The organism is Corynebacterium sp. (genome assembly GCF_052107835.1).
Taxonomy (GTDB): Bacteria; Actinomycetota; Actinomycetes; order Mycobacteriales; family Mycobacteriaceae; genus Corynebacterium.
The window spans coordinates 1-19,495 of record NZ_JBQEDF010000027.1 but is presented as its reverse complement, the minus strand read 5'-3'; the positions used below and the strand labels follow the sequence as shown (position 1 = coordinate 19,495).

The window sequence follows — 19,495 nt, the reverse complement described above, 5'->3', positions numbered from 1 at the left end:
CGACGAAAGGTGGACCTGGCTCCACCGCGGGAGATGGGGCAACCGCGATAGGGTCATGCACTGTGACTACCGCCCCCACCCCTGCGATCCGCTACTGGCCGGAAGGCTTCAACGCCCGACCCTGGCGGTTCATCAGCCATCAACCGGTCTGGCGTGCGGTGTGCTGGGCGGCGCTGCTCACCGTCCTGTTCCTCCCTGCACTGGTTGCCACACTGGTCCTGCTGCCGTGGCTTCCGCTGAGTGCCCGGGCGTCCGATATTGTGGGACGCCTCGGCGCGCGGTGGATGCGGGTGCCGGTGCAGGACCGCAGGGTGAGTCGCTGGTTCGACTGGCGGCAGACCATGGAACTGCTCGCCCTGCTGGTCATCGGGTTCGTCGCATTCGTGGTGATCGGTATGGTCGGCCTGGTGACCGGGGTCCTGGCCGTCACGCCGTTCGCCGTAGCACAGCAGGGCGTGACCGGCCCGATACTGGACCTGGGCTTCTGGCAGACCGATTCCTTCGTGGTGCTCACAGCCATCTGCGCAGTAGTGACGGTCCTCGGTGTACTGATTCTGCTGTACGCCTGCTGGGTCATCACCGGGTGCGCGGTTGCGGCGACCGTGGCGTCCAACACCACCACGGCGCAAGAGGTGGAGGAGCTCACCCGCTCCCGTGCCGTCCTCACGGACGCCTTCACTGGCGAACGGCGACGAATCGAGCGCGAGCTGCACGACGGTGCCCAGCAGTACCTGACCGCACTGCAGCTCAATGTCGCGACCCTGGAACTGACCGCGGAGAAGGGTGGTGACGTGACCCCTCCTCTCACCGACGTCAAGACCAATGCCCGGCAGGCGCTGGACGCCCTGCGCAGTACCGTCCGCGGGATCTACCCGCAGGTGCTGGCGGACAAGGGGCTGGTCGAGGCGGTCCGGGAGCTCGTCGCACACTCCGGCGTCGACGGCAATGTTATGGAGCGCCTCTCCCCCGGTGCCGACGGCCAACTGTCCGACACCCCCGCGCTTCTCCTCTACCACTGCGCCTCCGAGGGACTCACCAACGCCGTCAAGCACGGGGAGGCGTCCTGTGTCCTGGTCACCATCTCCTTCAATCGGGACGCCACCGTCCTCACCGTCGACGACGACGGAGCGGGCTTAACCAGTCGAGGTGTGGACGGTACCGGTATCGCCGGACTCACCGAGCGTGCCGCCACCCTGGGCGGGACGGTGTCGTTGGGTGACATCCCCGGTGACTGGAGCACCCGGCTGGAAATGAGGCTGCCATGAAGATCCTCCTCGCCGAGGACACGGCCCTGCTGCGCGAGGGGCTGGCAGGGCTGCTCCGTGCCGCGGGACACGTGGTCACCGCGGTCGCTGACGCCGACGAGCTCCTCACCGCCGCGCGGGAGGGACGCCCCGACCTCATCGTCAGCGATGTGCGCATGCCCCCGACCATGTCCGATGACGGTCTCGCCGCCGTTCACCAGCTCCGCGAGGACGCGCGGGCGTCCGGTGAGGTGCAGCCGGCGGTGATGCTGTCGCAGTACGTTGCTGCGGCGTACCTTGATGACCTGCTGGACCACGGCGGTTTCGGCTACCTGCTCAAGAAGCGGGTAGCCGATGTCAATGACTTCCTCACTGCCATCGCCAGTGTCGCCGAGGGCGGGACTGTGGTGGACCCGGATGTGGTCAAGACACTCATCAGTGCACGAAAGAGCGGTATCGCGACGCTGACCGACCGCGAGCGCGAGGTCCTGGAGCGCATGGCCGCCGGCGATTCCAACACGCAGATCGGTGATGCACTGTTCCTCTCCCCCGGCGCTGTGAGCAAGCACGTCGCGAACGTGTTCATGAAGCTGGGCATGGCCCCCTCCGACGAGAATCGGCGGGTCCGGGCCGTCCTCGCCTGGCTGCGGCATACCGGACAGTAGAAAACAGGCCCTCCCATTCACCACAATTGCGTACTACATTTCGACGTAGTACGTAATGACTGCGAGGTAGCGCATGGAAGTTCGGGTCCACCCCCGGGTGATGGAGAAACGGCAGGAGATCACAGTGGAAGACGTGATCACCGCCTTCCACGGCTCGCTTCGCTCACGTGCAAGGGACACCGACCCGGTCCAGTGGGGTGGCGTCGGAATGGACAGCCACGGAAGGATCCTTGAGTTCGTTGCCGCTGAGACAGCTGACCATGACTGGCTGGTGTTTCACGCAATGGCCGCAACAAAGAAGACTCTTTACGAAGTAGGGCTCAGGAGGAAGGAGACATGAGCAAGTACACCGCAGCAAATGGCACCGAGTTCACCAGCGAAGACATCGAACGTTGGGCACACCAGTCGGAAGAGGGGTACACAGGTGGCCATCTTGGGTCATCGAATCCTGGGCGGCCAGTGAGCATCGGAGAGGAGGCCCGTCCATTCACCCTGAGACTTGACGCCACGCGTCGGGCGAAGCTCAATCGTATCGCGCGTGACCGACACACCAGTGCGTCACAGGTCATGAGGGACCTGATCGATGAGCTCTGACATGAACCTCGAAACCGTCGAGTTCACCGGGGATCTCGTTCGTCTCGAACCCCTCTCCCACAACCATGAAGATGGCCTCGCCGAGGCTGCGACGGACGGCGAACTCTGGAAACTCTGGTACACCAGCATCCCCACCCCGGCTGGAATGCACGCCGAGATCACACGCCGTCTCGCACTCCAGGAGGCTGGGTCCATGATCCCCTTCACCACCCGTGACGTGAGAACCGACCGCATCATCGGAATGACGACATACATGAACATCGATGCCTCTTTACCCAGGGTCGAGATTGGATCCACCTGGAACTCGGCCAGCAGCCAGGGATCAGGCACCAACGCGGAATCGAAGCTGCTGATGCTCAGCCACGCCTTCGATGTATGGGAGTGCCCGGCGGTGGAGTTCCGAACCTCCTGGCACAACCAGCAGTCACGCACGGCGATTGAACACCTCGGAGCGAAGCTCGACGGTGTTCTGCGACAGCACACACGGACGGCCGACGGCTCGCTGCGGGACACCTGCGTCTACTCGATCACGGCCGCCGAGTGGCCACAGGTGCGCACATCGCTGCGCTACCGGTTGGGGCGCGAGGTCTGAACGGGACCGCGTCGACTGAGCGACCGGCCGAGTGCTGCGACGGTCACCACGAGGGCGGGTGCGAGCCGTAAGGCTCATCGGTAGACGACTTCTCCACCGATGACTGAGCGTCCTGGTCCGGGGAATTCTGGTCCGGAGCGTCCCCGGAAATCCAGCCGCGGACCAGTGATGCGAGCGCCACCACCATCGCAACGACCCCGACGGTGATGTATCCGATTGCCATGGGGTTCCTCTTCCCGGTTATCCGGAATCGGCTCCACCATCCACCGTAGGTGACTCACCGAGTGAACCGGTGATGAATCAGCCAGCCACCGCCGCGGCGATGCGGTCCCCCACCTCAGTGGTCGCGATCGGCGAGCCATCCCTGGAACCGGCCTCGGCCAGGACCGCGTCCTCGATCCTCTCCGCCTGGGCGATGCGTAGGGTGGCGTCCTGCCCCTCGTCACCGGCGAGGTGACGCAGCAGCAGCGCGACCGACAAGATCGCCGCACACGGGTCAGCGATGCCCTGGCCTGCGATGTCCGGGGCGGATCCGTGGACCGGTTCGAACATCGAGGGGCTCCTCCTGGACGGATCAATGTTGCCCGATGCCGCCAGGCCGATTCCGCCAGTCACCGCGCCCGCGAGATCGGTGAGGATATCGCCGAACAGGTTGTCCGTGACGATCACGTCGAAGCGCGCGGGATCCGTGGCCATGTAGATGGTGGCGGCATCGATGTGGCAGTAGTCCACCGTGACCTCGGGGAACTCGCGCGCGATCGTGTCGACGGCACGCTGCCACAGTCCACCGGCATTGACCAGAACATTGGTCTTGTGCACCAGGGTCAGTTTCTTCGACCGTTCCTGGGCGCGGTGGAAGGCGTCGCGCACGACCCGCTCCACGCCGTACCAGGTGTTCTGGCTGACCTCGCTGGCCACCTCCTGCTCCGTCCCCTCGCGCAGCGTGCCGCCGTTGCCGCAGTACAGCCCCTCCGTCCCCTCACGGACAACCACGAAGTCAATGTCGCCGGGCTCCGCCAGCGGGGAGGACGAGCCGGGGTACAGCTTCGCGGGACGCAGGTTCACCGCATGGTCGAGCTTGAACCGCAGCGGCAGCAGCAGGCCACGCTCCAGGATGCCGGCCGGGACAGAGCGAGGGTCACCGATGGCGCCGAGGAGGATGGCATCGTGCTCCTTGAGGGACGCCAGGTCCTCATCGGTGAGCAGCTCACCATTGCGGAGGTAGCGTCGGGCACCGAGGTCGTAGTCTGTGGTGTCGATGGTCTCGTCACTGGTCGCACCGGTCACGGCCTCAAGAACCTTGAGCGCCTCGGCGGTGACCTCGGTACCGATACCGTCCCCGGCAATGACAGCCAGTTTCATTGTGTGGACTCCTTTGTCTCAACCACTGGGTAATGTCCTGGCACCAGACTATCCGCCGCCGCCGTACGGGTGGAGGCCTACCCCCGCAATCCTCCGCTCCCACAGGAAACGGTCCTACACTGGTTTCCATTCTCACACGGACAGTTACAGGATGTGACCTGCATGGAAACAGACTCAACCAGGCCCCTGCGCGGCAGGCTCGTCCTCACCTGCGCCCTCGCGGCGGTTCTGGTCGTGGTTGCGTACCGCGAGACCCGGCCGTTCGTGTTCGGACGGATGCTGGACCTGTACAAGGTCCCCACCGACTTCATGGTCTACTACCGCGCCGGCGAGGCGATGGCCACCGGCGGCCACCTCTACGACGGCGCATTGTACGGCCCCCTCCCCTTCACCTACCCGCCGTTCGCCGGCACGGTGTTCCGTGCCCTCGCCACAGCGCCTCCGGAGATGTCCGCGTCCTTCTGGCAGCTGGCGTGCGTGGGCGCCCTCGTGGCTGTGATCCTCGGTTCCCTCGTGCATCTCGGGTACCGCCTCGACACGGCGACGATAGTGCTGGGCGTTGCCGCCACCGTGGCGACCCTGGCCCTGTCGCCGGTCCGCGACAGCTTCTTCTACGGGCAGATCAATATCCTGCTGATGCTCCTGGTGTCCCTCGACTTCCTCCGGAGGCGCGACCGTTTCACCGGGATCGGTGTGGGGATCGCCGCAGGACTGAAACTGACGCCCGCCTTCTTCATCCTGGTCTTCCTCATGCAGCGCCGCTGGCGGGACGCCGCCACCGCGACGGCGACATTCATCGCCACGATCGCCATCGGCCTGGCCACCGTGCCCGACGCGTGGACGTTCTGGACGTCCGCGGTCTTCGACTCCTCGCGGGTGGGCAGCGACACGGTCTCGGCGTCCCAGTCGCTGAAGGGGTTCACCGAACGTCTCTTCGGCGACTCCACCGGTGGGGTCATCCTGTGGGCGGTGCTGGTGTGCGCCCTGCTGGCGCTCCTCTGCATCGCAGTGCGCTGGGCCACCCGGCAGGGCAACCAGGCGCTCGTCATGTCTGTCGGTGGCGTCGCGGCGTGCCTGGTGTCCCCGTTCTCCTGGCACCACCACTGGGTGTGGCTGGTTCCCCTCGCCGTCTGCATCGTGGACGCCGGGCAGCACGCGGCACGTTCCCTCCACCGCAGGACGTCCTCCCGCGCGGCGGGATGGGTGACCGACCAGGCCGTGGTGCTACTGTCCGCCGCCGCGGTCGTCGTCGTGATGATCCCCTACTGCAGCCACCAACTGTCCTACAGGTTCTCGTTCATGGGACAGCCCGGGCTCCCCGTACCCCTGAACCACATGTGGGTTCTGTGGGGCGTGCTGATCGTGACCGCCGCCGCTGTACCGGGGATCACGGGGCTCCTGCGGCGGCGCCGCGGTCATGAACCCCCGGTCAGACCGCTTCCGGACCGTGCACCTCGACATGGTTCCGGGACACCAGCATGACCGCGATCGCGATGACGGCGACGGCCGCGGCCACGTAGTACGGAACCGACACCCCGACGATCTCGCCGAGCTTCGTCGCGGTGAACGGGGCGATCACCCCACCCATCCAGCGCACGAAGTTGTACCCGGCCGAGGCCACGGGCTGTGGAGCGTCCGAGACGCTCATCGCCATCTCGGTGTACATCGTGTTGTTGATGCCCAGCAACGCACCGGACACCACGACCAGGACGACCACGACACCCACCGAGTCGTGGAAGACCCCCAGCAACAGGTAGATCAGCAGCAGGCCGGCCAGTGTGGCCATGGTGGTGTTCGCCGCGCCGATACGGTTCTGGATCATCGGGGCGATGAACACGGAGAACACCGCCAGCGCGCAGCCCCAGCCGAAGAAGACCGCACCGATGCCGATCTCCCCGAAGCCCAGGATGAAAGGTGTGTACGCCAGCACGGTGAAGAAGCCGAAGTTGTAGAACAGCGCGGAGAAGGAGACCCCGAACAGACCCTTGTGTGACAGAGCCTTCAGCGGCGCGGCCAGGCTGGTCTTCTCGGCCGGCGGCGGGGTCTCCGGCAGCTTGAACAGCAGAACGACCAGGGCGATGAACATCAGTGCCGCGGTCCCGAAGAACGGCCCACGCCAGTTCAGTGCACCGAGGACGGCACCGAGCAGCGGGCCGGCGGCCATGCCCAGTCCCAGCGCCGCCTCGTAGAGGATCACGGCGACGGCGCGTCCGCCGCTGGCCACTGAGACGATCACGGCGAGTGCAGTCGCCACGAACAGGGCGTTGCCCAGTCCCCAGCCAGCACGGAAGCCGACCAGGGCACCGACGCTGTCGGAGGTCCCGGCCAGACCGGCGAACGCCACGATCAGTGCGAGACCGGTGAGCAGGGTCTTCTTTCCACCGATGCGGCTGGAGACCGCGCCGGTGACCAGCATCATCACCGCTGTCACGGCGAAGTAGCTGGTGAACAGGAGGGAGACCTCGGACGGTCCGGCGTCGAGGTTCTCGGCGATGGCCGGGAGGATCGGGTCCACCAGGCCGATGCCCATGAAGGCGAAGACGCAGGCCAGGGCGGTCGCCCACACGGCGATCGGCTGGCGCATCATCGATTGTTTCTCGGATTCGAGTGTCGCGCCCTCGAGCGTGGCCTCCTGCCCGTCTTTCCTCATTCGTGCTTCTCCTCGCTTCTGCGTTGGACGTAGGACGCGGCGAACACCGAGAACGGCCCCAGCGCATCCTGGATCCGTTCCCGGTCGCTGTCGCTGATCAGGTCAAAGTGGCTGGACAGGGCGGCGTCACGCAGCAGGTTGTCCCGTGCGCGGGTCTCCCCACCCAGGTCCGTGAGCTCGACCATGGTGACCCGGGCATCCCGCGTGTCTTTCACGCGCCGGACCATGCCGGCGCTCTCCAGCTTGTCGATCTGCTGGCTCATCCCCGGTTGCGTCATCCCGGAGATCCGGGCGAGCAGTCCTATGGGGTGCGGGACGGAGGCGAGGGTGTTGAGGATGCCGATCTGGGTCAGCGAGAGTTCCCCCTCATCCTCGAGGAACCGCACCATGTGCACACCGTCTCGGACGGCGTCACGGATGGCGCGGGCTAGTTCATGGTCAGGGTTGGCGGCTGGGTTGTTGTCAGTCACAGCCCCCATCCTAATGCATAAGCGGCTTAAATATCAAGGAGTACCCTCCCCTCCACCGGCGCCCCGACGCCGGTGGGCCCCTCTCCTAGCTCAGGTCGAGCAGCACCGCACGGGACGCATCCAGGGCGTCCGCGACCTGGTCGACCAGGTCCTGCCCGATCTCCTTGTCCACGCGCAGCACCAGCGTGGCGGACCCCTCACCCTCATTCTGGGACAGCGCGGCGGCATCGATGTTGATGCCCGCGCGACCCAGGAAGGTACCGACGGTGCCGAGCGCACCCGGCTGGTCGTTGTAGGTCAGGAACAGGTTCAGACCCTCAGCGCGCAGATCCAGGCCTCGGTCGTTGATCCGGACGATCTTGTCCACCCGGTCCAGCCCCGTCAGCGCACCGATCACGGAGACAGACGCACCGTCGCCGGTGACCACGGTGACCTCGAGCACGGAACGGTGGGTCACGGACTCGTCGGCGGTGGTCACGGTCAGCTCCACGCCACGCTCCTGCGCGATCTGCGGGGTATTGACGAAGGTGACCTGCTCGTCGACGACACCGGCGAACACACCGCGCAGGGCGGACAGCCCCAGGGCGTCGACGGACTCACCGGAGAGCTCTCCACGGGCCTCGACATTGACGGCGGTGACCGGGGCGTCCAGCAGCCCGGTGGCAACCGTGCCGAGCTTGGCGGACAGACCGAGCCACAGCGCGACCTCCTCGGAGACCGTGCCGCCGGTGACGTTGACGGCGTCCGGCACGAAATCGCCGGCCAGCGACTTCAGGACGGAGGCGGCGACGTCGGTGCCGGCGCGGTCCTGGGCCTCCTCGGTGGAGGCGCCCAGGTGCGGTGTCACGACGACCTCGTCCAACTCGTACAGCGGGGAGTCCGTGCAGGGCTCGGTGGCGTAGACGTCGAAGCCGGCACCGCGGATGCGACCGCCCCTGATGGCGTCCGCCAGGGCCTGCTCGTCAACGAGTCCGCCACGCGCGGCGTTGATGATGATCTGGCCCTGCTTGGACTTCGCCAGCAGCTCGGCATTGAACATGCCGGCCGTCTCCTTGGTCTTCGGCAGGTGGATCGTCACGAAGTCGGAGCGGGAGACCAGCTCGTCCAGGTCCACGAGCTCGACACCGAGCTGGGCGGCACGGGCCGGGTTGGCGTAGGGGTCGTAGGCGACGATCTCGGTCTCGAAGGCGGCCAGGCGCTGCGCGAACAGCTGCCCGATGTGGCCGAAGCCGACGATGCCGACGGTCTTGCCGAAGATCTCGACACCCTTGAAGGAGGACCGCTTCCACTCGTGGTCGCGAAGGGTCTTGTCCGCGGCGGGGATCTGGCGGGCGGCGGACAACAGCAGCGAGATGGCGTGCTCGCAGGCGGAGTGGATGTTCGAGGTCGGGGCATTGGCGACCATCACGCCCTTGGCGGTGGCGGCCTCGATGTCGACATTGTCCAGGCCGACACCGGCGCGTCCCACGATCTGCAGCTTCGGGGCCGCGGCGAGAACCTCGGCGTCGACGGTGGTCGCGGAGCGGACGAGCAGGGCGTCCGCCTCGGGGACGGCCTCCAGCAGTTCAGGACGGTTCGGACCGTCAACCCAGCGCACCTCGACGGAGTCGCCCAGGGCGTCCACGGTGGACTGGGCGAGCTTGTCGGCGATGAGGACGACGGGACGGGAATTCTGACTCACAGGTTCTCCTGACAGGTGTGCATTTCCCGCACTCCTCCGGCACGACCGCGTCGAAGGGGCGGGGCCCACGCCTTACTGCCCGGCACTGTGCCACAGCGCAGGGGTGACGTACGACATGGACAGCTTAGTACGTCCCTGCCCACCGGGTGGGGAAAGCCCTCCCCCAACTACCCCTCAGTGCTCCTCGCCCGCCTCGACCATGCTGCGGCCCAACGGTGAATCGCAGATCCCGTGCTCGTGGCCCCGGTGCGTGGGTTCCTCGATCTGGACGGTGGCATGGCCGATACCGTAGCCGGTGAACACCTTCTGCACCTCGTCGAGGACCCGCCCCTCGCGGTCCGAGGACACGACATGGACCGTGGCCATCGACGATTCGCCGTCCACCGACCAGATGTGCAGGTCGTGCACCTCCTCCACGCCGGACGTGTCTAGGACCGAATCGCGCACATCGACCGGATCCACACCGACCGGGACCTGCTCCATCAGTACGGACCCCGCCTCACGCATCAGCGACCAGGCGCGCGGCAGGATCAGCGCGGCGATGATCAGGGAGGCCACCGCGTCGACCCACACCCAGCCGGTGACGTGGATGACCACACCGGCGACGATCACGGCCACCGAGCCCAGCAGGTCGACGAGGACGTGGAGGTACGCCCCGCGCATGTTGAGGGACTCGCCACTCGACCTGCTCAGGATAATCGCCGAGATGAGGTTGGCGACCAGGCCGACCAGCGCGACGATGAGCATCAGCCCGGTCTGGATCTCCTCCGGGCCCTCCCCGAGCCGGCGGACGGCCGCCACCGCGATCCACACCCCGATCACCGCGACGGCGCCGGCGTTCACTGCCGCGGTGATCACCTCCGCCCGCCGGAAGCCGTAGGTGGACCGGGAGGTGGCGGCCCGCGAACCGATCATCATCGCCAGCGCGGCGACCAGAAGACCGCCGGCGTCCGAGAGCATGTGTCCGGCATCGGCGAGCAGTGCCAGCGAACCGGACACCACGCCACCGATGACCTGGGCGACGAAGATCGTGGCGGTCAGTGCAATGACGAACCACAGCGCCCTGCCACGGACATGTGAGTGGCCATGGTCATGGGAATGCCCGTGAGCGTGGCCGTCGGCATGATCGTGGCCGGAATCCTGTGTCACCGGTTACCTCCGTTTTCATTAACGTACGTCTACGACGGTAGTTGTAATGACGACGCAGGTCAAGGGTATTTTTTGGTGATCATAACCATTTTCAACAAGGGGGACTGTCGCATACGGGACGATCGGTGCCCGACCATCACACCAACACCGGTTTTCGGGGCCGGAGCGCCGGTGAATGCGATGGTTCGGTACCAGAGGGGGTGTCCCTATCTGGATTGTCAACCCCTCCCCCGAACGGCCCGAGCCGCCGACACCGTTAAGCCGCACCTGCGCCGATCCGCGTGCCCCGCCCATGCGCCCATGCAGAAACCCCCGTCGCCAACCCTCAAGCGGGTCGGGACGGGGGTTCGAGTGGCTCCGGTGTGACCGGGCCTACCGAGTTCCCTGTATTACAGGACGGTGACGGACACGGCGGCCGGGCCCTTGGCGCCCTGCTCGGTGTCGAACTCGACCTTCTGGTTCTCCTCGAGGTTGCGGAAGCCGCGGCCCTCGATGGCGGAGTAGTGGACGAAGACGTCGGCGGAGCCGTCGTCGGGAGCGATGAAGCCGAAGCCCTTTTCGCCGTTGAACCACTTCACGGTGCCCTGGATCATGTGTTTTGCCTTTCTTAAGGTGTACGGGAGGACGAATGTCCACTCCGGGTAAACCGAAACGTCCGCCACCTTCTCAGCGAGGAACGTTTTCGCGACTTTTTCAACAACTTCCGCGAAACTCGTTCCTCCCCTGAGGGAGGTAAAACAACTCAGAAACTGTAACCAAGAAAGGACTCTACGCCGGACGGCCCGGAAAGCCAACAGCCCTCCGTGCCAGCCAACCCCGGGGGTAGTTACGCGGTGGCGTCGAGCGGGTTCTTGACCCAGCTCATCAGGTCACGGAGCTTGGTGCCGGTGGTCTCGATGGGGTGCTCCGCGAAGTCGGCGCGCAGTCCCTCGAGCTCCTTGTTGCCGCCCTCGACGTTGGCGATCAGACGCTTGGTGAAGGAACCGTCCTGGATGTCGGACAGGATCCCCTTCATGCGGACCTTGGTGTCGGCGTCGATCACGCGCGGGCCGGACAGGTAGCCACCGAACTCGGCGGTGTCGGACACCGAGTAGTTCATGTTGGCGATGCCGCCCTCGAACATGAGGTCAACGATGAGCTTGAGCTCGTGGAGGCACTCGAAGTACGCCATCTCCGGCTCGTAGCCGGCCTCGGTGAGGACCTCGAACCCGGTCTTCACGAGCTCCTCGGTGCCACCACAGAGCACGGCCTGCTCACCGAAGAGGTCGGTGACGGTCTCAGCCTCGAAGGTGGTCGGGATGACACCGGCGCGGGCGCCACCGATGGCGGCGGCGTAGGACAGGGCGAGGTCGCGGCCCTCACCCTTGGGGTCCTGCTCAACGGCGATGAGGCACGGCACACCCTTGCCGTCGACGAACTGGCGGCGGACCAGGTGGCCCGGCCCCTTCGGCGCGGCCATCGCCACGGTCACGGTCTCGGCCGGCTTGATCAGCTCGAAGTGGATGTTCAGCCCGTGGCCGAAGAAGATGGCGTTGCCGTCCTCCAGGTTCGGGGCGATGTCCTCGGTGTAGACGGAGGCCTGGGTGGTGTCGGGGACCAGCACCATGATGACGTCGGCCCAGGCGGTCGCCTCGGCGTTGGAGAGGACCGAGAAACCGGCCTCCTCCGCCTTGGCGCGGGACTTGGAGCCCTCACGCAGACCGATGACGACCTCGACACCGGAATCACGCAGGTTCTGGGCATGGGCGTGGCCCTGGGATCCGTAGCCGAGCACGGCGACCTTGCGTCCCTGGATGATAGACAGGTCGGCGTCGTCGTCGTAGAACACGTCAATTGCCATGGTATTTGTAGCCTTTCAACTGGGGGTGGCTGTTGTTTCTGCAGCCGATAGTAACAGGGGGGAAGGTACTAGAGCTTTGCGGGGTACATGGCCTTCTGGCCACGGCTGACCGCCGTCAGGCTCGACTCGACGAGCTCGCGGATGCCGAAGGGCTCCAGCACCTCGAGCAGCGCCTGGAGCTTCGTCGGCGTACCGGTCGCCTCGATCACCAGCGACTCCGGCCCGACGTCCACCACGTGGGCGCGGAACAGTTTCGCGGCCTCGACGACCTGGGTGCGGTTGGCGTTGTCGGCGCTGACCTTGACCAGCATCAGGCCCCGGCACACGATCGAATCCGGGTCGTGGCGGCTGACCTTGATCACCGGGATCAGTTTGTTCAGCTGCTTGGTGATCTGCTCGATCACGTGGTCCTCGCCCTCCACCTGGATGGTGAAGCGGTTGACTCCGGCGACCTCGGTGCGTCCCGAGGCGATGGAGATGATGCTGAACGCCCGGCGGGTGAACATGCCGGTGATGCGCGATGCGATGCCGTCGACGTCCTCACACAGGACGCTCAGGGTGTGGACTTGAGACATCAGTTCTGCTCGCCTTCCTTGATCGTCTTGTGGATCTCATCCGGGTCCTCGGCCGCCGAGTTCTCCTCATCGAACAGGGGGCGCAGGTCGCGGACGTACTGGACCTCGTCGTTGGACGAACCGGCGGAGATCATCGGCCAGACCTGCGCGTCCTCACCGACGATGAAGTCGATGACCACGGGCCGGTCATTGATCTCACGGGCCTCGGCGATCACCTTCGCCACGTCGTCCTTCTCCGTGACGCGGAACGCCGCGCAACCCATGGATTCGGCCAGTCCGACGAAGTCGGGCAGGTACTGCTCCCCGGGCTTGAGGTTGGTGTGGGAGTAATGGCCGTCGAAGAACAGCGTCTGCCACTGACGCACCATGCCCAGGTTGCCGTTGTTGATCAGCGCGACCTTGATGGGCAACCCCTCGACCGCGCAGGTCACGAGCTCCTGGTTGGTCATCTGGAAGCAACCGTCGCCGTCGACGGCCCAGACCTCGGTGTCCGGGGCTGCGGCCTTGGCGCCCATCGCGGCAGGCACCGCGTAGCCCATCGTCCCCAGCCCACCGGAGTTCAGCCACGTCCGCGGCTTCTCGAAGTCCAGGAACTGTGCGGCCCACATCTGGTGCTGGCCGACACCGGCGACGTAGATGGAATCCGTGCCGGCGGCCGCGGTGAGCTGTTCCAGGACGAACTGGGGTGCCAGCTTGCCGTCCTCCGGTTCATCGTAGCCGGGCGGGAAGTCCGCCTTGAGCCCGTTGAGGTAGGCGTTCCACCGCTCGACGTCCGGATTCGGCAGCCCGAGACTGGTCATTGAACGGCGCAGCGCGCCGAGGACCTCGCGGGCGTCGCCCACGATGGGCACCTTGACCTCGCGGATCTTCCCGATCTCGGCCGGGTCGATGTCAGCGTGAATGACCTTGGCGCCGGGCGCGAAAGACTCGACGTCGCCGGTGACCCGGTCATCGAAGCGGGTACCGATGGCCAGGAGCAGGTCGGAACGCTGCAGCGCGGCGACCGCCGGGACGGTCCCGTGCATGCCGGGCATCCCCAGGAACTGCGGGTGCGACTCCGGGAAAGTGCCGAGCGCCATCAGGGTGGTGGTGACCGGGATGCCCGTGGCTTCCGCGAATGCCAGCAGTTCATCGTGCGCATTGGCCTTCAGGATACCGCCGCCGGCGTAGATCACCGGCTGCTTCGCCTCCGACAGCAGGCGTGCCGCCTCCTCGATCTGCCGGTTGTGCGGCGTGGTGACCGGGTGGTAGCCGGGCAGCCGGTAGCTCGGCGGCCAGACGAAGTCGAGCTCGGCGTTCTGGATGTCCTTCGGGACGTCGACGAGGACCGCCCCGGGGCGTCCGGTGGACGCGACGTGGAAAGCCTCCGCGATCGCGGCCGGGATCTCCTCGGGGCTGGTGACCATGAAGCTGTGCTTGGTGATCGGCATCGTGATGCCACGGATGTCGGCCTCCTGGAAACCGTCGGTTCCCAGCAGGTGGCTTCCGACCTGGCCGGTGATGGCCACGATGGGCACGGAGTCCATGTTCGCGTCCGCCAGCGGGGTCACCAGGTTGGTGGCACCCGGGCCGGACGTGGCGATGCACACCCCGACCTCGCCGGAGACCTGGGCGTACCCGGTTGCGGCGTGCCCTGCGCCCTGCTCATGGCGGACGAGGATGTGGTTGAGCTTCTCGGACCCGTAGAGGGCCTCGTAGAGCGGCAGGACAGCTCCGCCGGGAAGACCGAAGACGACGTCGGTCCCCAGTTCCTCGAGGGAACGGACTACCGCCTGGGCACCGTTGATGCGCTCGGGCCGACGGCCGCGTCCGGACGCGGCCAGGGTGGCGGGACTGGGGTGTGGGCGTGAGGTGTCATTCACCGTCCGTGCACTCCTTTGATGGTCATTGGTTGTGGATGTCCGACGCCGAAGAACCGACTGTCTTGAACCGACTGTGCCCCCGCTACCCGATGATTCGGGGCGGGGGCGCCAGAGGAGTTCCGCGTACTTACCGCAGGGGCTCTAGCGCCCGGCGGTTACGAGAATCAGGAACGTCGTCATGGGGCACGACACTAGCCGACCCTGCCCCCGTGGTCAACGGAAAACGCGATATTTTCCCACCCGCTGATACCCCCCTTCCCACAGAATGGACGCGTTGACGGGGTGCCGAAAGGTGGCCCCGGGGCCTGTCAGCGAACACCAATCATCAAGTACTACGGTCATCCCCATGGACGTAGGTTACTTCTTATTCTCGCTGTGGGACTGGGTCATTGAGCATGGCCTCCCACTGGCAACACTGCTGCTCATCGCCATTCTCATCCCCCGCATCGGACGCCAGGTCGTCCGCGTGCTCACTGACCGGTTCGAGCACGGGGAGGAGGAGACGAAGTCGAAGCTGGCGCTCGTGGGCGCCCTGGTCTACATCCTCGAGATCGTCGCCTACTTCGTCATCGTCCTGTTCGCCCTGACCAACCTCGGCGTACCTGCCCTCGGTGCCGCGGTTCCGGCCACCGTGGTCTCCGCCGCCGTCGGTTTCGGCGCGCAGAACATCATCGGCGATTTCCTGACGGGCTTCTTCATCATCTCGGAGCGCCACTACGGCGTGGGGGACGTGGTCGCCTTCGACGACACCAGCGACGGGGTCAGCGGCACCGTCGTGAAGCTGACGCTGCGTTCCACCCAGATCCGCACGGGCAACGGCGAACTCGTCACGATCCCGAACAGCAAGGCCACCGTGACGATCAACTACTCCAAGAAGTGGTCCAAGGCCGTCGTCGACCTCGATCTCCCGCTGACCGACAACGAGTCGATGGCCGACCTGGTGGACAAGGTCACCGCCGCGTCCCACCAGGCCGTGGAGTCCGCGGGCGTGAGCGACCAGATCCGGGGCGAGATCAGCGTCCTGCCCGCCCTGAGCATCACCCCGCCCACCGCGGCGGGCCTGCCCTGGTCAGTGGGCATGGAGGTCAATGTAGAGACCAGACCCGCCGCCCAGTGGGGGGTCGAGCGCGCCATCCGCGCGAACCTCGTCAACAGCTTCTGGGACCGTTACCAGGCCCCTGGCGAGCTCCCCGCTGGCCCCGCCGGTGCAGCCACTCCCCAGCTCCCGTCGGCGGGAACCGACACGTCCGGTTCCGCCCCCTCCCCGGAGGAGACGGACCGGGTGGTGGCCGCGGCAACATCGGGGTCGGACCTGGACACCACCACCGATTCCGGCACCGCGGACGCGCCCGACACCGGGGACGACGGCACAGCCACCGACGCCGAGACCACAGTGATCCCCACCTACGGCGCGTCACAGCAGGACTCCGACACGGAGGACGGCGAGGGCAAGCACGAGAAGGACGCCGACGGGAACGCCGTCCCCGGCCCGTACGATTCCCAGGCGAAGAATGCCCTGAGCATCGGCGGACGGTTCCGCCCGTCAACGACCGGACTGTTCATCGGCCTCGTCGTTGTCGGCCTCCTGGCCCTGTTCTCCACGAGCCCCGAGGACGCCAACCCGGGATTCCTCTCCCCGGACCGGTGGCGCAACTCGGGCGCCGCAGTCGAGACCACCGAGACGCCGGCGCCGCAGACACCCACCGAGCAGGACGAACCGCCCGTCACGGATGACACCGGCAGCACCGATGACGGCACCGGGGACACCGGCGACACCGGTCAGCAGGACACCCAGGACGATTCCAACCAGCAGAACAACCAGAACCAGGACAACACCGACACGACCGGGACCGACGACGGCAGCGGCAACAGCAACAGCGGTGACTCCGGCAGCAGTGGCAACACCGGGGGCTCCGGTGCCGGCGGCACCCAGGGCGACCAGAACATCGGACCGCAGGGCGACCAGCAGGAGAACCAGAGCCAGAGCGCCGGAGACGGTGAGACCGTCGAGGAGCCCACGGCAGGATAGTTCCCCGTCCGGTGGGCAGCGGACCTGATGTGGGCGCGCCGCCCGCCACCTGATTAAATGGACCACCATGAGTTCCCCGGAGTCAGCGGCGTCGCCCGAACCACCGGCGTCACCAGCACTGCCCTACCATGTGCGGACCGATCAGGGACACCTGATCGCCGCCGTGATCATGCTGGTGATGAGCATCGTGGCCATCGCCTACGCGCCGCAGTACCTGTTCTGGCTCCCGGTGTTCCCCGTGCTGTTCATCGTCTGGATCAAGCGCTGCCGCACGACGTTCGACGAGGACGGCATCTCCGCCCGCTACCTCCTCCGCCCGTCGAGGTCATTGGCGTGGGACGAGTTCGACGCACTACGATTCACCCGTGGAGGCAAAGCCCTCGCCGTCCGCAAGGACGACACATCATTCCCCCTGCCGGGCGTGAGCTTCAATTCGCTGGTGACCCTGGCTGAAGTGACCGACGGCAGGATCCCCGACCCGGTGACCCCGGGTCTGACCGCCATCGACGAAAGTGTGCGGGTGGTCGAGCGGGACAGCGGCGTCGGCGTGCTGATGGACGAGGACGAGTACCAGGAGTACGAGGCCTCCCGCCGTGCCAGCCGCATGGCCCGCGAGGAACTCGCCCGGCGACAGCAGGCCAACGAGGACGAGGACTCCGCCGAACCCACCGGCGACCCCACCGATGACACACCGCGGGACACCTGACTACTGTCCCGGCGTGCGCCACAATTTCACAGATCCACAAGACTGCCCCGCAGGTCGGGCAGCGAAGAACTTGGCCTGACGAGAGGACGTATCTTCCGATATGAACCAGATCCCTTTCCGGTCATCGGTGACCACCCAGGGGCGCAACGCCGCAGGCGCGCGCTCCCTGTGGCGCGCCACGGGCATGAGCGACAGTGACTTCGACAAGCCGATCATCGCGATCGCGAACTCCTACACCCAGTTCGTCCCCGGCCACGTCCACCTCAAGGACGTCGGCGACATTGTCGCTGAAGCCGTGAAGGAGGCGGGTGGCGTCGCCCGCGAGTTCAACACCATCGCCGTGGACGACGGCATCGCCATGGGGCACTCCGGCATGCTGTACTCCCTGCCGAGCCGTGAGATCATCTCCGACTCCGTGGAGTACATGGTCAACGCCCACCAGGCCGACGCCATCGTCTGCATCTCCAACTGCGACAAGATCACCCCCGGCATGCTGAACGCCGCGATGCGGCTGAACATCCCGGTGGTCTTCGTCTCCGGCGGCCCGATGGAGGCCGGCAAGGCCGTGGTCGTCGACGGTGTCGCCCACGCCCCCACCGACCTGATCACCTCGATCAGCGCGTCCGCCAGCGAGCAGGTCTCACGCCAGGGGCTGATGACGGTCGAGCAGGCCGCCTGCCCGACCTGTGGTTCGTGCTCGGGCATGTTCACCGCCAACTCGATGAACTGCCTGACCGAGGCACTGGGTCTGTCCCTGCCGGGCAACGGTTCGACCCTGGCGACCCACTCCGCCCGCCGCGAGCTGTTCAGCGAGGCCGGACGCAACATCGTCGACCTGTGCAAGCGCTACTACGGCGAGGGCGACACCTCCGTGCTGCCGCGCAACATCGCCACCAAGGAGGCCTTCCAGAACGCCATGGCGCTGGACATGGCCATGGGCGGCTCCACGAACACGGTGCTGCACATCCTCGCCGCCGCCCAGGAGGGTGGCGTCGACTTCGACCTGCAGGACATCGACGACCTGTCGAAGACCGTGCCCTGCCTGTCGAAGGTCGCACCGAACTCCGACTACCACATGGAGGACGTGCACCGCGCCGGTGGCATCCCCCGCATCCTCGGTGAGCTGTGGCGCGGCGGCAAGCTCAACGAGGGCGTGCACACCGTCCACTCCCCGAGCCTGGCGGAGTGGCTGGAGGACTGGGACGTCAGTGCCGCATCCCCGAAGCAGGAGGCCATCGACCTCTACCACGCCGCACCCGGTGGTGTGCGCACCACCGAGCCGTTCTCCACGGACAATGTGTGGGACAACCTGGACCTCGATGACGAGAACGGCTGCATCCACTCCGTGGAGCACGCCGTCACCGTCGACGGTGGCCTGGTGATCCTGCGCGGCAACCTCTCCCCCGACGGCGCGGTCATCAAGGCCGCCGGCATCGACGAATCCCTGTGGCACTTCTCCGGCCGGGCGCTGGTCGTCGAGTCGCAGGAGGAGGCCGTGGACGTCATCCTGAAGAAGAAGGTCCAGCCGGGCAATGTCATCGTGGTGCGCTACGAGGGCCCGTCCGGTGGTCCGGGCATGCAGGAGATGCTGCACCCGACCGCCTTCCTGAAGGGCTCCGGCCTGGGCAAGAAGTGTGCGTTGATCACCGACGGCCGCTTCTCCGGCGGTTCCTCCGGGATCTCGGTCGGCCACATCTCCCCCGAGGCCGCCGACGGTGGGCTGATCGGCCTGGTACAGGACGGTGACCCCGTCACCATCGACGTGCACAACCGCCGGATCTCCCTGGATCTGCCGGACGAGGAGATCGAGCGCCGCCGTTCCGCGATGGATGCCTCGGGGAAGCCGTGGAAGCCGGCGTCCCGCCAGCGCAAGGTCACCAAGGCCCTGCGTGCCTACGCGAAGATGGCCTCCAGTGCCGACAAGGGCGCCGTGCGCGTCCTCGAGGACGACTAGGAACCCCTCTTCCCCCAAACCCAGGCCGAAATTTTCATGCCCCCAGGCCCGCTTTCTCCCCGGAGGCGCGTGTAATCTCCCAGGACATCGGTGACACTTCTAGATCAGGACATCGGTAACAG

19 protein-coding genes are annotated in these 19,495 nt (G+C 66.4%); 9 read left to right on the top strand and 10 right to left on the bottom strand.

All coding sequences use genetic code 11. The features are described from left to right. The first annotated feature begins 62 nt into the window (after positions 1 to 62). The 5 genes from ACTIL2_RS08290 (at position 63) to ACTIL2_RS08270 (ending at position 3,095) form a co-directional block, all read left to right on the top strand. On the top strand, positions 63 to 1,265 hold the full coding sequence (locus ACTIL2_RS08290) for a histidine kinase (protein ID WP_442336987.1): 1,203 nt from the start codon (positions 63 to 65) through the stop codon (positions 1,263 to 1,265). After that, positions 1,262 to 1,909 (top strand): response regulator transcription factor, encoded by a 648-nt coding sequence (locus ACTIL2_RS08285; RefSeq protein WP_442336986.1) that lies wholly within the window; start codon positions 1,262 to 1,264, stop codon positions 1,907 to 1,909. Before ACTIL2_RS08290 ends, ACTIL2_RS08285 begins: the two co-directional genes overlap by 4 nt. A gap of 73 nt (positions 1,910 to 1,982) precedes the next feature. After that, positions 1,983 to 2,249, top strand: a complete 267-nt coding sequence (locus ACTIL2_RS08280) for a hypothetical protein (RefSeq protein ID WP_442336985.1) — start codon at positions 1,983 to 1,985, stop codon at positions 2,247 to 2,249. Continuing rightward, on the top strand, positions 2,246 to 2,503 hold the full coding sequence (locus ACTIL2_RS08275; RefSeq protein WP_442336984.1) for a CopG family transcriptional regulator: 258 nt from the start codon (positions 2,246 to 2,248) through the stop codon (positions 2,501 to 2,503). The genes ACTIL2_RS08280 and ACTIL2_RS08275 overlap by 4 nt, the downstream gene beginning before the upstream one ends. A gap of 1 nt (position 2,504) precedes the next feature. Next, positions 2,505 to 3,095 (top strand): GNAT family N-acetyltransferase, encoded by a 591-nt coding sequence (locus ACTIL2_RS08270; protein ID WP_442336983.1) that lies wholly within the window; start codon positions 2,505 to 2,507, stop codon positions 3,093 to 3,095. A gap of 43 nt (positions 3,096 to 3,138) precedes the next feature. Here ACTIL2_RS08270 and ACTIL2_RS08265 read toward each other — a convergent pair whose 3' ends face one another. Then, entirely contained in the window at positions 3,139 to 3,318 is a 180-nt protein-coding gene (locus tag ACTIL2_RS08265; protein WP_442336982.1) for a hypothetical protein, read from the bottom strand. A gap of 77 nt (positions 3,319 to 3,395) precedes the next feature. After that, a complete protein-coding gene (locus tag ACTIL2_RS08260; protein ID WP_442336981.1) occupies positions 3,396 to 4,457 on the bottom strand; it encodes a 3-isopropylmalate dehydrogenase in 1,062 nt (353 codons plus the stop codon). 162 nt (positions 4,458 to 4,619) lie between these two features. Between ACTIL2_RS08260 and ACTIL2_RS08255 the strand changes: the two genes are divergently transcribed. Beyond that, positions 4,620 to 5,939 (top strand): glycosyltransferase 87 family protein, encoded by a 1,320-nt coding sequence (locus ACTIL2_RS08255; protein ID WP_442336980.1) that lies wholly within the window; start codon positions 4,620 to 4,622, stop codon positions 5,937 to 5,939. On the opposite strand, the gene ACTIL2_RS08250 is transcribed toward ACTIL2_RS08255, so the two are convergent. From ACTIL2_RS08250 to ACTIL2_RS08215, 8 genes are all read right to left on the bottom strand, one after another. Further along, positions 5,887 to 7,107: an MFS transporter gene (locus tag ACTIL2_RS08250; RefSeq protein WP_442336979.1), complete on the bottom strand. Its 1,221-nt coding sequence runs from the start codon at positions 7,105 to 7,107 to the stop codon at positions 5,887 to 5,889. The two genes, ACTIL2_RS08255 and ACTIL2_RS08250, sit on opposite strands and share 53 nt — an antisense overlap. After that, the gene (locus tag ACTIL2_RS08245; protein WP_442336978.1) at positions 7,104 to 7,577 is read right to left on the bottom strand and encodes a MarR family winged helix-turn-helix transcriptional regulator; all 474 of its coding nucleotides are present in this window, start codon (positions 7,575 to 7,577) and stop codon (positions 7,104 to 7,106) included. Before ACTIL2_RS08245 ends, ACTIL2_RS08250 begins: the two co-directional genes overlap by 4 nt. An 85-nt stretch (positions 7,578 to 7,662) precedes the next feature. Then, positions 7,663 to 9,258, bottom strand: coding sequence for a phosphoglycerate dehydrogenase (gene serA / locus ACTIL2_RS08240; protein WP_442336977.1), 1,596 nt, complete (start codon positions 9,256 to 9,258; stop codon positions 7,663 to 7,665). A gap of 174 nt (positions 9,259 to 9,432) precedes the next feature. Continuing rightward, positions 9,433 to 10,407: a cation diffusion facilitator family transporter gene (locus ACTIL2_RS08235; RefSeq protein ID WP_442336976.1), complete on the bottom strand. Its 975-nt coding sequence runs from the start codon at positions 10,405 to 10,407 to the stop codon at positions 9,433 to 9,435. Between the two features lie 389 nt (positions 10,408 to 10,796). Next, positions 10,797 to 11,000, bottom strand: coding sequence for a cold-shock protein (locus ACTIL2_RS08230; RefSeq protein ID WP_442336975.1), 204 nt, complete (start codon positions 10,998 to 11,000; stop codon positions 10,797 to 10,799). 233 nt (positions 11,001 to 11,233) lie between these two features. Next, positions 11,234 to 12,247 (bottom strand): ketol-acid reductoisomerase, encoded by a 1,014-nt coding sequence (ilvC, locus tag ACTIL2_RS08225; RefSeq protein ID WP_442336974.1) that lies wholly within the window; start codon positions 12,245 to 12,247, stop codon positions 11,234 to 11,236. Positions 12,248 to 12,315: 68 nt separating this feature from the next. Beyond that, a complete protein-coding gene (ilvN, locus tag ACTIL2_RS08220; RefSeq protein ID WP_442336973.1) occupies positions 12,316 to 12,822 on the bottom strand; it encodes an acetolactate synthase small subunit in 507 nt (168 codons plus the stop codon). After that, entirely contained in the window at positions 12,822 to 14,684 is a 1,863-nt protein-coding gene (locus ACTIL2_RS08215) for an acetolactate synthase large subunit (RefSeq protein ID WP_442336972.1), read from the bottom strand. Before ACTIL2_RS08215 ends, ilvN begins: the two co-directional genes overlap by 1 nt. A 346-nt stretch (positions 14,685 to 15,030) precedes the next feature. Here ACTIL2_RS08215 and ACTIL2_RS08210 point away from each other — a divergent pair, with 346 nt between their 5' ends. The 3 genes from ACTIL2_RS08210 to ilvD all read left to right on the top strand — a co-directional run bounded on the left by ACTIL2_RS08210 (position 15,031) and on the right by ilvD (position 19,373). Further along, positions 15,031 to 16,713 carry a mechanosensitive ion channel family protein gene (locus ACTIL2_RS08210; protein ID WP_442336971.1) on the top strand — a complete coding sequence of 561 codons (1,683 nt, stop codon included), beginning with the start codon at positions 15,031 to 15,033 and terminating at the stop codon, positions 16,711 to 16,713. A gap of 67 nt (positions 16,714 to 16,780) precedes the next feature. Beyond that, positions 16,781 to 17,419: a PH domain-containing protein gene (locus tag ACTIL2_RS08205; protein ID WP_442336970.1), complete on the top strand. Its 639-nt coding sequence runs from the start codon at positions 16,781 to 16,783 to the stop codon at positions 17,417 to 17,419. A 100-nt stretch (positions 17,420 to 17,519) separates the two neighbouring features. Next, entirely contained in the window at positions 17,520 to 19,373 is a 1,854-nt protein-coding gene (gene ilvD / locus ACTIL2_RS08200; protein WP_442336969.1) for a dihydroxy-acid dehydratase, read from the top strand. Positions 19,374 to 19,495 lie beyond the last annotated feature (122 nt).

Bases quoted from the DNA above. Each gene is read 5' to 3' on its own strand.
- ACTIL2_RS08285 (WP_442336986.1), top strand. From the start codon at position 1,262: ATGAAGATCCTCCTCGCCGAGGACACGGCCCTGCTGCGCGAGGGGCTG.
- ACTIL2_RS08280 (WP_442336985.1), top strand. From the start codon at position 1,983: ATGGAAGTTCGGGTCCACCCCCGGGTGATGGAGAAACGGCAGGAGATC.
- ACTIL2_RS08275 (WP_442336984.1), top strand. From the start codon at position 2,246: ATGAGCAAGTACACCGCAGCAAATGGCACCGAGTTCACCAGCGAAGAC.
- ACTIL2_RS08270 (WP_442336983.1), top strand. From the start codon at position 2,505: ATGAACCTCGAAACCGTCGAGTTCACCGGGGATCTCGTTCGTCTCGAA.
- ACTIL2_RS08265 (WP_442336982.1), bottom strand. From the start codon at position 3,318: ATGGCAATCGGATACATCACCGTCGGGGTCGTTGCGATGGTGGTGGCG.
- ACTIL2_RS08260 (WP_442336981.1), bottom strand. From the start codon at position 4,457: ATGAAACTGGCTGTCATTGCCGGGGACGGTATCGGTACCGAGGTCACC.
- ACTIL2_RS08255 (WP_442336980.1), top strand. From the start codon at position 4,620: ATGGAAACAGACTCAACCAGGCCCCTGCGCGGCAGGCTCGTCCTCACC.
- ACTIL2_RS08250 (WP_442336979.1), bottom strand. From the start codon at position 7,107: ATGAGGAAAGACGGGCAGGAGGCCACGCTCGAGGGCGCGACACTCGAA.
- ACTIL2_RS08230 (WP_442336975.1), bottom strand. From the start codon at position 11,000: ATGATCCAGGGCACCGTGAAGTGGTTCAACGGCGAAAAGGGCTTCGGC.
- ilvC (WP_442336974.1), bottom strand. From the start codon at position 12,247: ATGGCAATTGACGTGTTCTACGACGACGACGCCGACCTGTCTATCATC.
- ilvN (WP_442336973.1), bottom strand. From the start codon at position 12,822: ATGTCTCAAGTCCACACCCTGAGCGTCCTGTGTGAGGACGTCGACGGC.
- ACTIL2_RS08210 (WP_442336971.1), top strand. From the start codon at position 15,031: ATGGACGTAGGTTACTTCTTATTCTCGCTGTGGGACTGGGTCATTGAG.
- ACTIL2_RS08205 (WP_442336970.1), top strand. From the start codon at position 16,781: ATGAGTTCCCCGGAGTCAGCGGCGTCGCCCGAACCACCGGCGTCACCA.
- ilvD (WP_442336969.1), top strand. From the start codon at position 17,520: ATGAACCAGATCCCTTTCCGGTCATCGGTGACCACCCAGGGGCGCAAC.